The organism is Enterococcus sp. AZ194 (assembly GCF_051713825.1).
Taxonomy (GTDB): domain Bacteria; phylum Bacillota; class Bacilli; order Lactobacillales; family Enterococcaceae; genus Enterococcus_K.
Window position 1 is genome coordinate 1,110,895 of the sequence record NZ_JBIOQR010000001.1, and the last position, 12,152, is coordinate 1,123,046.

The window sequence follows — 12,152 nt, forward strand, 5'->3', positions numbered from 1 at the left end:
AGTTCACTAATAGAGTATACCTGTACCAAACAGAAAAATTAAAAAGCCACCACTTTCCACCACTTTTTTATCATTGGTGGGTGAATGTGGTGGAAATGAAGTAAGAGAGGCTGGGACATAACTTGCAGTTATGTCCTAGCCTCTTTTGTTACATAAAATAAACGAATGCTGTAATAAATACAGAACTTAGCATCAAGATAAGCATTGTCCAGATAACAATCTTGGTTACTTTGGCAAATGTTGTTTTTGGTTTTGTTTCTTTCATGAAAGACCATCCTTTTTTTCGAAATCCGACTTCTCTTGAATAGTTTACCTCCTTTTGTGTAAATCTTCAAGAAGAGTTCTATAAAAGATGCTTTTTCTTCAAATATCGGATTACTCCGATGCAGATGATGGCGGTGAGTATAAATATCCAAAAGAACGCATCCGATCGTTCGGCCAGTGGGAGTTTGACATTCATCCCGTATAACCCACCGATAATGGTTGGAATCGTTAAGACAATCGTTAATGAAGTCAGTATTTTCATGACGTTATTCAGATTGTTTGACACGATGGCCGAAAAATTTTGGGTCATTTGATTAACAATTTTTAACTGAATCTGAGAAGAAGTTAGTGCTTGAGTAGTTTCCACTAAAACGTCATGTAGGTGGATCTTGTAGGCATGACTAGTGTTAAGGATTTCTGTCTGATTCAATTTAGTCAATGTCTTCAAATTAGCAGAAGTCGCGGCCTCAATATAGATGAGGCTTTTTTGGATATCCATAATTTGATAGAGCTGATTATTTTCTGTCGCTACCTGTAGCTCACCTTCTAGTTTATCTGATTGTGTCCGTATCAGCTGCAAATAGTGATTGTAGGAAAGGGACAGCTGCCAAATAAGCTGAAGCAAGAGGTTCATAGAGTTTGACATATCATTTCTTGGATATTCATGAGTCAGTACTTCTTGAATAAAAACTGGCTTATGATTGGTTACCGTAATAATCTTTTTATCGGGTGTGATGATGACGGAAAACGGAAAAGTAGTGATTTGTAAATACCCACTTGGGCTGGTCATTGCATAAGGATATTGCAACAATAAAAGAGCCGGCCGCTCAAACTGTACTTGTCCTAACTCTTCAGAACGGGAGGTTTCAGCGTTATCTAGGATGGCTGTAATGAAGTCGGAAGGCATTTTATATTGATTGGTCAATTTAATAATTTCTTCACTAGTGGGACTTTCGACGCAAATCCAAAAAACATCTTTGCTGTCCGCATTTTGGTTTTTAAAATAGCGATTTTCTAGAGAAAAATAGTTAATCATTTAAGCACATCCTTTTGTCTAAACTAATACCTACATTATAGCGAATATTCCCAGAAAAAGCCTTTATTTGTCATTTTAAAATAAGTTAGATAAAGATTCCTAAAAAAACAGTCAAATCAGCATAAACTTTTAAAAAAACTGAAACATGAATGTAAAGAAAATGAAGTATAGTTAGTATAGATATAATAAGAAGGGAAATATAAAATGAGCTCGAGTTCACTGGTTGTTTTGTTTTGGTATATCTACCCAATTATCGTGTTATTTGCTTGTAACTTTTTGGTTACGACATTTTCACTTACACAAAGATTCAAGATTAAAGTCCCGGATATCAGCATTCCGTTTTTATTAATTGGTTTGCACGAATTATCAAAGGTGACTACCTCTAAATCAATCTTACCCTATTTCTTAATTTCAGTCTTACTGTTGGGGATTTTGATTGCGGTATTTCTTGCCTACTATAAAGGTGAGATTATCTATCCACGCTATTTTAAAATGTTTTGGCGACTCGTTTTTCTATTAAGTATGGTCGTTTATATATTTGTAATTTTAACAAGTCTTGTATTTTGATTAAGGAAAATCCTTAGAAAAAGCTTTTAAAGAACGATTAAAAGTCTTTTCTTCCTGATAATTCATAAAAGTAAAAAAAGGTCAAAAAAAATCCGAATATATTCTCCGCAAAAGGTGGTAGAAAGTGGGGGATTGTGGTAGACTATTTTTAGCTGGTGGAGGATAAGGGGGATTTTCAATGTTTATGGGTGAATTTCAACATAATATTGATGCAAAAGGCCGTCTAATTGTTCCCTCAAAACTTCGTGAGAAACTTGGCGAAAAATTTGTGGTGACAAGAGGATTAGATGGTTGTTTATTTGGATACCCTTTGTCAGAGTGGGATAAGCTTGAAGAAAAATTAAGCGAGATGCCACTTGCCAAAAAAGATGCGCGTACATTTGTACGTTTCTTCTACTCAGCTGCGACAGAGTGCGAGATTGATAAGCAAGGAAGAATTAATATTCCTAGCACGTTACGCACACATGCACAACTTGAAAAAGGTTGTGTCATCATCGGCGTTTCAAACCGAATTGAAATTTGGGATGAGGCTCGTTGGAAAGAATTCTCAGCAGAGGCAGAAGAAAATTTTGATGAAATTGCTGAGACTATGATTGATTTCGGCTTGTAGAAAGAGGACATAAGATGACGGAAGAATTTCAACATTATACAGTTCTACTAAAGGAAACTGTTGATGGTTTACAAGTGAAACAAAATGGTATTTACGTGGATTGTACCTTAGGCGGTGCCGGACACAGCGAGTATCTTTTGAGTCAACTAAATGAAGACGGTCATCTGTTTGCTTTTGATCAAGATCAACAAGCAATCGATCATGCTAAAAAAAGATTGGCGCCTTTTGTAGAAAAAGGGCAAGTTACTTTTATCAAGAGTAACTTTAGAGAACTAAAACAACGACTACTTGAACAAGCTGTATTTTCTGTGGATGGTATCCTATATGATTTGGGTGTTTCTTCTCCGCAGCTGGATGAAGCAAGTAGAGGGTTTAGTTATCACCAAGATGCACCTTTAGACATGAGAATGGATCAAGATGCACCATTTAGTGCATATGATTTGGTGAATACGTATGATTACCACCAATTAGTTAAAATCTTTTTCCGTTACGGAGAAGAAAAGTTTTCAAAACAAATCGCGCGAGAAATTGAGCGAGTGAGACAGTTGAAACCAATTGAGACGACACAGGAATTGGTTGAGATTATTAAGACAGCCATTCCAGCTCCTGCAAGAAGAAAAGGCGGGCATCCAGCAAAACGGGTGTTTCAAGCCATTCGAATTGCAGTGAACGATGAACTAGGTGCCGTGGAGGACTCACTCGAGCAAGCAATTGATTTGTTAGGGATGAATGGTCGGATAAGCGTCATCACTTTCCACTCACTAGAGGATAGAATTGTAAAAACCATGTTCAAGGAATACAGCACCCCAAAAGATTTACCTCAAGGGCTTCCTGTGGTTCCAGAAGAATTCCAACCTGAATTAAAAGTAGTAAACAGAAAACCAATCCTTCCTTCAGAGGAAGAACTAGAAGAAAATAACCGATCACGTAGTGCCAAACTACGTATAGCAGAAAAAATTAAGTTGAAAGAGGAGTAGGACAATGGCTGAATTGAAAAAAGCACATCATTATTCATATGATTATGTTCCCATGGAAGAGCCAACAGAAGAGTTCCATGATGAACCGAACATCGATCAACTGCCTGAATTCGCTCCAGAAGTGGAAGAAGAAGTGATTATTTCTATTTCTCCTGCTAAACGTTTGAAACGATTTACAAATCTAGAAAAAATTCTCGTTGTTGGTTTAGCATCGGTAATCATCGGTCTTTCTGTCATGACAATCAGACTACGTACAAATATCAGTAGTGTTGAACGAGATATTTCAGGAATGACTTCAACTATTACTACGAACAAATCAGAGATTAGTCGTTTGGAACAAGAAAAAAATGAACTCTCTCGCTCAGATAGAGTCAAAAAAATCGCTGAAAAACAAGGCTTGACGATTAATGATGATAATTTAAGGAAAGTGAAGTAAATGCCTAGTAAACGCAAGAGCAAGGAAGCAAAAAAACAAAAAAAATTAAACCCGATGAACAATCGCAAAAAAGTAGGTATTCTTTTATTTGCTACGAGTATTGTATTGTTCTTTTTATTTGTCGCTCGATTCTCTTATATTGTTATTAACGGTAGGATAGGTGATGTCTCCCTAGAGGCTAAGACAAAGGCTCTGTATCAAGGGAGCGAAGTTGTTAAAGCCAAACGAGGAACGATTTATGATCGTAACGGTATTCCGATTGCTGAAGATGCGACGTCTTACTCCATACGAGCGATGTTAGACAAAAACTATGTTACTGGAGAAGATAAATTATATGTCCAAGAGAAAGACTTTGCTGCGGTCGCTAAAATCTTACATAAGTATCTAAAGATTAAGGAAAGTGACGCACTCAGTATTTTAGAACAAGGCTTGAAGAATGAATTGGTTCAAGTTGAGTTTGGCTCTTATGGAAAAAATATCACACTAGCGACAAAACAAAAAATTGAAAATGAGATGGCCAGTCAAAAGATGAAAGGTCTCTACTTTGATGAACACACAGCGAGAATGTATCCTAATGGAATCTTCTCCTCTCATTTGATTGGTTATGCAGTTCCTAATGAAGAGGACACGGGACTTGTTGGGAAATTAGGTATTGAGCTGATTTATGACGATGTTCTAAAAGGAAAAGACGGCAAGCGAGTATTCGAAAAGGATAATGCTCAAAATCCTCTTGCTGGAACAGTTGCGGAAGAAACACCAGCTGTGGATGGCAAAAATATCTATACAACCTTGGATAGTCGTTTACAGACAATGTTAGAAAGCTTGCTTGATGAAGGCTTTAAAGAAGCGGAACCAGAAAGTATGACTGCTATGTTGGTTCAAGCAAAAACAGGGGATATTGTTTCGTTAGGACAAAGGCCGACCTTTAACCCTGAAAATCTTAATGATATTGAAGTCTGGCGAAATCTTTTGGTCGAGGATCAATATGAGCCAGGCTCTACCATGAAGTTGTTTACCACAGCAGCGGCTTTAGATGAAGGAAAGTTTAACGAGAATGAGACATATACTTCTGGCGAGATAAAAGTAGTTGATACGACGATTAGAGACCATGACCTTGGTGCAAAAGGTGTCTTGACGATGCGTCAAGCACTTTCTTGGTCAAGTAATGTTGGAATGGTCAAGCTAGAACAGCGTTTGAATGATAGCTGGCCACGTTACTTGAAATCGTTAGGTTTTGGTCAAAGTACACATTCTGGATTAGTCGAATCTCCGGGTGCTCTACCGACAGATAACGTAGTCGACCAAGCCATGAGCTCATTTGGGCAAGCGATTAACGTAACTAATTTTCAAATGATGCGTGGGTTTACAGCAATTGCTAATAATGGCACCATGTTGCAACCACACTATATAAGTAAAGTGGTTGATCCGCAGACTGATAGTGAAACGGTAACGAAAAAAGAAGTCGTTGGTCATCCGTTTACTGCTGAAGCTACACAAAAAGTTCGTGAATATATGCGTGATGTAGTAGAAAATCCGGATTATGGAAGTGCGTATGGTCTTTATAGTGTGCCAGGCTATAATGTGGCTGCGAAAACAGGAACCGCACAGGTTGCTTCGGATACAGGTGGTTACATCAAGGATGGAGATAGTTCTTATCTCTACTCAATTGTGGAGATGGTTCCTGCTGAAGACCCCGAGTATATCTTATATTTAACTATGAAACTACCGAAGAATTATAATCGCGAAATTTTACCAAATATTGCCAATCCATTAATGAAGCGTGCGATGGAGTTTACAGAAGATACGACCGAAGAAGAATCGGATGAAAATATTGCTTCTGTTAAAGTTCCTGATTATAGAAACTTAGAGACTGACGCTGCAGCTGCAGATGCGCAAAAGAAAAATCTGACACCAGTCGTGATTGGTGATGGTAAAAAAATTATTAAACAATCAACAGCAAATGGTGAAGAGTTATTAGCTTCAGAAAAACTGATTTTATTAACGGATGGTAGTAAAATTATGCCTGACGTTACTGGCTGGTCGAAAGCTGATTTAATGAAGTTAGCCAATATTTTAGGTGTTGAAGCGACCTTTGAAGGAGACGGCTATTGTAAAGAACAAAGTATCGTTGCGTTTGAAACAGTAACAACAGATAAGTTGAAGTTTGTCTTAGGTTAAATTTAAAAGAAACTGATTAAGTAGAATTAGGGGAGAAGAAGAATGGAATGGACACAAATATTAATTCCAATAGCAAGTAGTTTTGCTATGACCGTAGTAGCAATGCCGTTGTTTATTGGTTATTTCCAAATGAAAAAATACGGACAGGCAACTCGTGAAGAAGGTCCATCATGGCACAATATCAAAGCAGGCACACCGACAATGGGTGGAGTAGTCTTTTTGATTGCCAGTGTTTTAACGAGTATTTGGGTGGCTGCATGGCAAAAAGAATTGACTCCTTCCCTATTCATTTTACTATTTATTTTAGCTTTATATGGTTTATTAGGGTTTTTAGATGACTTCATTAAAGTCTTCAAAAAACGTAATCTAGGTTTGACTTCATTGCAAAAACTAATAGGTCAACTTGTTGGCGGTGGTATCCTTTATTTAGTCTATAGAAGTGAAGTCAATACGAATACACTGAATCTATTTGGTATTGAAGTGCCACTTGGAATTTTATATGGTGCTTTTGTGTTATTTTGGCTTGTTGGTTTTTCCAATGCAGTGAATCTAACAGATGGAATTGATGGCCTTGTCTCAGGATTAGGCATGATTTCGTTTGGAACATACGCAATTATTGCTTGGTATCAAAACCAGATTGATATTTTTATTGTATGTATTAGTGTGATTGGTGGTTTACTTGGGTTCTTTCCATACAATCGCAAACCTGCAAAAATATTCATGGGGGATGTAGGTTCACTAGCTCTAGGTGGACTACTAGCTGCCATTTCGATTTTACTTCATCAAGAATGGACATTGTTGTTAGTCGGTTTAATTTATGTGTGTGAGACGGCAAGTGTTATTTTGCAAGTAAGTTCATTCAAATTAACTGGCAAACGAATTTTTCGAATGTCGCCAATCCACCATCATTTTGAAATGGGTGGTTGGTCTGAATGGAAAATCGATGGTGTCTTTTGGGCAGTCAGTCTTGTCTGCTCCATCATCACTTTATGGATTGTTTTGTAGGAGATGACAATGATGAAAAAAATAACAGATTATCAAAATAAAAAAGTTCTTGTGCTAGGATTAGCCAAGAGTGGAGTTAGTGCGGCCAAATTGTTACATGAATTGGGCGCACTTGTTACCGTTAATGACGGCAAACCATTTGAGGAAAATCCAGAAGCACAAGATTTATTGACGTTAGGGATTAAGGTGATTACTGGAAGCCATCCAATTGAATTATTAGATGAAGGTTTTTCAGTCGTTGTGAAAAACCCTGGGATTCCGTATGAAAATCCCTTGGTCGCAAAAGCTATTTCTTTAAAAATTCCGGTCTTGACTGAGATTGAATTGGCTTACCAAATCGCTGAGTGTCCGATTGTTGGTATCACTGGAACAAACGGAAAAACCACAACAACGACAATGATTGGTCTACTATTAAATGCTGAACGTCAATCGGGGAAAGCACGGTTAGCGGGAAATATCGGCTATCCAGCAAGTTCAGTGGCACAAGAAGCCGTCGCTGCGGATGAGATGGTGATGGAATTATCAAGCTTTCAATTGATGGGGATTGAGACCTTTCATCCTAAAATTGCCCTCATTATCAATTTATATGAGGCACATCTTGATTATCATGGAAGTCGCAAGGCATACGTTGAAGCAAAGTGGCGAATTCAAGAAAATATGACAGTAGACGACTATTTGATTTTGAATTGGAATCAAGAAGAGTCCTATGCGCTTGCTGAAAAAACGAAAGCAACAGTGATTCCTTTTTCGACACAAGAGATTGTGACTAATGGAGCCTATCTGAAGGATGGCTGGTTATATTACAAGGAAGAAGCAATTATCGAAAGTCAGGCAATTGGTGTTCCAGGTGCTCATAATGTCGAAAATGCTTTAGCAGCTATTATTGTTGCGAAACTACATGGTGTGTCAACGGACGCTATCAAAAACACATTGAGTCATTTTCATGGCGTTCCTCATCGAACACAGTTTGCTGGTGAAATTGATGGACGTAAGTTTTATAATGATTCAAAAGCGACCAATATTTTAGCGACAGAAATGGCCCTTGGTGGGTTTGATCATTCGAAGCTGATTTTATTAGCAGGTGGTTTGGATCGAGGCAACAACTTTGATGAATTAGCTCCATCGTTGACTGATGTCAAAGCGATGATTGTCTTTGGTGAAACAAAAGAAAAACTAAAGGATGCCGCTAAAAAAGCTGGAATCGCAGTCGTTCAAGAAACAGAAAATGTCGAAACAGCTGTTCCTTTAGCCTTTTCTCTAAGTGAGACTGGAGATGCTATTTTGCTTTCACCTGCCAATGCTAGTTGGGATCAATACCCAAATTTTGAAGTCCGTGGCGATAAGTTTATGGATGCCGTAAAACAGTTGAAGATTAAGTAGAAAAGTGAGAGATTATATGAAAATTTTAGTAACTGGTGGTGGGACTGGCGGACATATTTACCCGGCTTTGGCATTCGTTAATTATGTGAAATCTGTCGAGCCTGATGCCGAGTTTATGTATGTTGGGGCCAAACGTGGGTTAGAAAATAAAATTGTTCCTAAGCAGGGCATTCCGTTTGAGACCATTGAAATCCAAGGGTTCAAAAGAAGTTTTTCGCCAGCTAATTTGAAGACAGTTCACTTATTTATAAAAAGTGTTTTTACCGCAAAGAAAATTCTGAAGGATTTTCAACCAGATGTTGTGATTGGGACAGGTGGGTATGTTTCTGGGGCGGTTGTGTATGCCGCAGCTAAGATGAAGATTCCAACAATTGTTCATGAACAAAATAGTGTGCCTGGAATCACCAACAAGTTTTTGAGTAAGTATGTCACCAGAGTAGCAACTTCGTTTTCTGGGGTTGAAAGTTACTTTCCAAAAGAGAAGGTGACACTTGTAGGGAACCCACGAGCGCAAGAAGTGGTGACAGTAGAACGATCACCAATACTTTCTAACTATCAACTGGATCCGAACAAGAAGACCGTTCTTATCTTTGGGGGAAGTCAAGGAGCACTAAAAATAAATACAGCATTTGTTGAAGCCATGGCAGATTTTGCTACAAAGGATTATCAAGTTTTATATGCTTCTGGTGAGCGTTATTATCCTGCAGTTTCAGAAAAGAGTAGTCAGCTGCAAGCTCTCAATATTAGTGTGCAGCCCTATATTCACGACATGGCAGAAGTGATGGTTAATTCAACATTATTGGTGGGGCGCGCTGGGGCAACTTCGATTGCGGAATTCACGGCTTTAGGGTTACCGGCTATACTAATCCCTAGCCCATATGTGACAAATGATCATCAAACCAAAAATGCGCAAAGTCTAGTTAATGTCGGAGCGGTTGAAATGATTGCGGATGCTGAGTTGACTGGTGAAAAATTGGTCGCAGTTGTTGACTCTATCATGAATGACGAGACGAAACAAAAAGCTATGGCACAGGCCTCCAAAAAGGAAGGAATTCCTGATGCAGCTAAACGATTATATAACATGGTTAAAGAAATTATTTAAAGAACACTATATCTGAGAGGGGGTGACTTCTATTACAAAGAAGATAGAAGACAACACAGAGGAAAATGAAGAGATATCGTTGTCGAAGCGGACACCTGAAAAAGAAGATGAGGAATTAACTCCTTGGCAAAAGGAAAATTTGCGTTACATGGAAAAACAAGGAGAACGACCTGCTTGGCAACCTTCTGTAATCGATGGTAGAAGTGAAACCCCATCTGATGAAGTAGAAGAAGAGGAAGAGACTTCTGAAGATGTGACTGAAGATAACGTAGAAGATGATGACGAGTCACTGAAAATTAAACAACACGAAAATGGTCCAATCAATGGTTCATTTGCAGATCGATTACCGCAGCTAAAAAAACAAAGAAATACGGTTTTATATCGAAGACTTACTTTGATTATTTGTATCTTAATAATTCCTTTACTTTTTTTCTTATACTATGTCTCTCCTTTGAGTAAACTAAACAAAGTTGTGATCTCTGGGAATGACCATGTGAATGCTGAAGAGATTTTAAGTGATTCGAAGTTCGTTTCAGGTGACCGCCTTTGGGAACAATATTGGGCAAGAGGAGTAGCTGAAGAAACTATTGAGAAAAATTTTCCGAGAGTAAAATCTGCAAAGATAACGCTCGATGGTCTAAATAATTTAAAAATCCAAATTTTCGAATATAAAGAAGCTGCCTTACTTTCACAGAAAAAGGGGTATTATCCAATTATGGAAAATGGCGCGATTGTGAAAGAAAAAGTCGATAAACCCACTGCTAGCTTACCTATTTTGGAAAACTTTACAGATGAAGGGAAAATCAAGGATCTCTTAGAAGAATATAAAAATATTCCTGAAGAAATCCAAAAAAGCATTTCTCAAATTAAATATGCGCCACGAAAAAATAACGATGAATTGCTAGAAATATTTATGAATGACGGCAATCAGATACTCGTGAATATCTCAAATTTGAGTCAACAAATTGTTTATTATCCACAAGTTTCCAAAGAGATGAAGGAAAAAGGAATCATCGATATGGAGGTTGGAATTTTTTCTTCTCCTTATAAAAATGAAAGCTCGGATGAAAATAATTCGCAAACGAATGAAAGTTCTGACACAAATCAATAAATTTCAATGAAGAAATTAGAGAATCTGCTTTCTAAAAAGCCCTATTTTGTGTTAGAATTGGTAACAGTGAGTATTAATTAAAATATGTAGTTTAACACGGACGGAAATTGTTCGCTTGTATAAGGAAAAGTAAGTAGGAGGGAATCCCATTCATGGCAAAATCAGGTATGTATGTCGGCCTTGATATTGGTACAACATCTGTAAAAGTTGTTGTTGCTGAATATATTGACAGTCAGATGAATATTATTGGTGTAGGGAATGCAAAATCAGAAGGAATTAATCGGGGGATTATTGTCGATATCGACAAAACCGTTCAAGCAATACAAAGAGCAGTAAGACAAGCAGAAGAAAAGGCTGGCATTCAGATTAAAAGCGTGAATGTGGGGTTACCTGCCAATCTACTTGAAGTCGAAAGCTGTCAAGGTATGATTGCTGTGAACAGTGAATCAAAAGAAATTACAGATGAAGATGTTCGTAATGTGGCTTCAGCAGCTCTTGTTCGCTCAACACCTCCAGAACGACAAATCGTTTCTATCTTACCGCAAGAGTTTACGGTAGATGGGTTTGAAGGAATTAAAGACCCTAGAGGAATGATTGGCGTTCGTATGGAGATGTTTGGCCTTGTATTCACAGGACCTAAGACAATCGTTCATAACATTCGTAAGTGTGTAGAACGTGCTGGTTTAGTGGTTGCTGAATTAGTTATCACACCTCTTGCTTTAACAGAATCTATTTTAACTGATGGTGAAAAAGATTTTGGAACCATCGTGGTAGATATGGGTGGCGGTCAAACAACGACTTCTGTCATGCATGACAAACAGTTGAAATTCACCCATGTGAATCAAGAAGGTGGAGAATTTGTTACGAAGGATATTTCTATCGTATTAAATACTTCATTTAATAATGCAGAGGCTTTAAAAATTAATTACGGGGATGCCTATCCAGAACGAACATCTGCTAGCGAAGAGTTTCCAGTAGATGTTATCGGAAAATCTGAACCAATTAAGATTGATGAACGTTATTTGTCTGAAGTCATTGAAGCACGTGTAGAACAAATTTTCAGAAAATCAAAAGAAGTTTTAGACGAAATTGATGGTTTGGACTTACCAGGTGGAGTTATTTTAACTGGTGGTGCAGCGAGTCTTCCTGGCGTGGTTGATTTGGCTCAAGAAATCTTCGACACAAATGTAAAACTTTACGTACCTAATCATATGGGCTTACGTAATCCAGTCTTTACAAACGTGATTAGTATTGTTGATTACTCAGCAAACTTGACAGAAGTTTATCATTTGGCTAAAACAGCAATAACAGGTGAAAAGGTGGTTACCTCTCAACAATCTGTTGCCGCTCCAAAAGATATCAACTATGAAACAACTTACCAAGAACCAGAAGAACAACATTATGTGCCAGAAGAAGAACATTCAACTGGTGAAAATGTTAAAGGTAAGATTTCTGATTTCTTTAAGAATATTTTTGATTAATCAAA

12 protein-coding genes are annotated in these 12,152 nt (G+C 37.7%); 10 read left to right on the top strand and 2 right to left on the bottom strand.

The genetic code is table 11. The features are described from left to right. Nucleotides 1-148: 148 nt before the first annotated feature. Complete coding sequence (locus tag IGI37_RS05305; RefSeq protein ID WP_438760400.1) at nt 149-265, bottom strand: DUF4044 domain-containing protein; 117 nt, start codon at nt 263-265, stop codon at nt 149-151. Between the two features lie 78 nt (nt 266-343). Further along, nucleotides 344-1,300 carry a magnesium transporter CorA family protein gene (locus IGI37_RS05310; RefSeq protein ID WP_438760401.1) on the bottom strand — a complete coding sequence of 319 codons (957 nt, stop codon included), beginning with the start codon at nt 1,298-1,300 and terminating at the stop codon, nt 344-346. A 204-nt stretch (nt 1,301-1,504) separates the two neighbouring features. On the opposite strand from IGI37_RS05310, the gene IGI37_RS05315 reads away from it, so the two are divergent. The 10 genes from IGI37_RS05315 to ftsA all read left to right on the top strand — a co-directional run bounded on the left by IGI37_RS05315 (nt 1,505) and on the right by ftsA (nt 12,147). Continuing rightward, on the top strand, nt 1,505-1,867 hold the full coding sequence (locus tag IGI37_RS05315) for a DUF3397 domain-containing protein (protein WP_438760402.1): 363 nt from the start codon (nt 1,505-1,507) through the stop codon (nt 1,865-1,867). Between the two features lie 178 nt (nt 1,868-2,045). Then, a complete protein-coding gene (mraZ, locus tag IGI37_RS05320; protein ID WP_438760403.1) occupies nt 2,046-2,477 on the top strand; it encodes a division/cell wall cluster transcriptional repressor MraZ in 432 nt (143 codons plus the stop codon). Between the two features lie 14 nt (nt 2,478-2,491). Continuing rightward, the gene (gene rsmH, locus IGI37_RS05325; RefSeq protein ID WP_438760404.1) at nt 2,492-3,454 is read left to right on the top strand and encodes a 16S rRNA (cytosine(1402)-N(4))-methyltransferase RsmH; all 963 of its coding nucleotides are present in this window, start codon (nt 2,492-2,494) and stop codon (nt 3,452-3,454) included. A 4-nt stretch (nt 3,455-3,458) separates the two neighbouring features. After that, nucleotides 3,459-3,890, top strand: coding sequence for a cell division protein FtsL (gene ftsL, locus IGI37_RS05330; RefSeq protein WP_438760405.1), 432 nt, complete (start codon nt 3,459-3,461; stop codon nt 3,888-3,890). After that, entirely contained in the window at nt 3,891-6,068 is a 2,178-nt protein-coding gene (locus IGI37_RS05335) for a penicillin-binding transpeptidase domain-containing protein (RefSeq protein WP_438760406.1), read from the top strand. It abuts the gene before it with no gap. 42 nt (nt 6,069-6,110) lie between these two features. Then, the gene (gene mraY / locus IGI37_RS05340; RefSeq protein ID WP_438760407.1) at nt 6,111-7,073 is read left to right on the top strand and encodes a phospho-N-acetylmuramoyl-pentapeptide-transferase; all 963 of its coding nucleotides are present in this window, start codon (nt 6,111-6,113) and stop codon (nt 7,071-7,073) included. A 12-nt stretch (nt 7,074-7,085) separates the two neighbouring features. Continuing rightward, on the top strand, nt 7,086-8,453 hold the full coding sequence (gene murD, locus IGI37_RS05345) for a UDP-N-acetylmuramoyl-L-alanine--D-glutamate ligase (protein WP_438760408.1): 1,368 nt from the start codon (nt 7,086-7,088) through the stop codon (nt 8,451-8,453). A gap of 16 nt (nt 8,454-8,469) precedes the next feature. Next, a complete protein-coding gene (gene murG, locus IGI37_RS05350) occupies nt 8,470-9,555 on the top strand; it encodes an undecaprenyldiphospho-muramoylpentapeptide beta-N-acetylglucosaminyltransferase (RefSeq protein WP_438760409.1) in 1,086 nt (361 codons plus the stop codon). Nucleotides 9,556-9,577: 22 nt separating this feature from the next. Continuing rightward, on the top strand, nt 9,578-10,666 hold the full coding sequence (locus IGI37_RS05355; RefSeq protein ID WP_438760410.1) for a cell division protein FtsQ/DivIB: 1,089 nt from the start codon (nt 9,578-9,580) through the stop codon (nt 10,664-10,666). Between the two features lie 152 nt (nt 10,667-10,818). Then, a complete protein-coding gene (gene ftsA, locus IGI37_RS05360) occupies nt 10,819-12,147 on the top strand; it encodes a cell division protein FtsA (RefSeq protein WP_438760411.1) in 1,329 nt (442 codons plus the stop codon). The last annotated feature ends 5 nt before the right edge of the window (nt 12,148-12,152 follow it).

What these genes read in the sequence shown, in the direction of transcription:
- IGI37_RS05305 (WP_438760400.1), bottom strand. Translation starts at nt 265, where the DNA reads ATGAAAGAAACAAAACCAAAAACAACATTTGCCAAAGTAACCAAGATT.
- IGI37_RS05310 (WP_438760401.1), bottom strand. Translation starts at nt 1,300, where the DNA reads ATGATTAACTATTTTTCTCTAGAAAATCGCTATTTTAAAAACCAAAAT.
- IGI37_RS05315 (WP_438760402.1), top strand. Translation starts at nt 1,505, where the DNA reads ATGAGCTCGAGTTCACTGGTTGTTTTGTTTTGGTATATCTACCCAATT.
- mraZ (WP_438760403.1), top strand. Translation starts at nt 2,046, where the DNA reads ATGTTTATGGGTGAATTTCAACATAATATTGATGCAAAAGGCCGTCTA.
- rsmH (WP_438760404.1), top strand. Translation starts at nt 2,492, where the DNA reads ATGACGGAAGAATTTCAACATTATACAGTTCTACTAAAGGAAACTGTT.
- ftsL (WP_438760405.1), top strand. Translation starts at nt 3,459, where the DNA reads ATGGCTGAATTGAAAAAAGCACATCATTATTCATATGATTATGTTCCC.
- IGI37_RS05335 (WP_438760406.1), top strand. Translation starts at nt 3,891, where the DNA reads ATGCCTAGTAAACGCAAGAGCAAGGAAGCAAAAAAACAAAAAAAATTA.
- mraY (WP_438760407.1), top strand. Translation starts at nt 6,111, where the DNA reads ATGGAATGGACACAAATATTAATTCCAATAGCAAGTAGTTTTGCTATG.
- murD (WP_438760408.1), top strand. Translation starts at nt 7,086, where the DNA reads ATGAAAAAAATAACAGATTATCAAAATAAAAAAGTTCTTGTGCTAGGA.
- murG (WP_438760409.1), top strand. Translation starts at nt 8,470, where the DNA reads ATGAAAATTTTAGTAACTGGTGGTGGGACTGGCGGACATATTTACCCG.
- ftsA (WP_438760411.1), top strand. Translation starts at nt 10,819, where the DNA reads ATGGCAAAATCAGGTATGTATGTCGGCCTTGATATTGGTACAACATCT.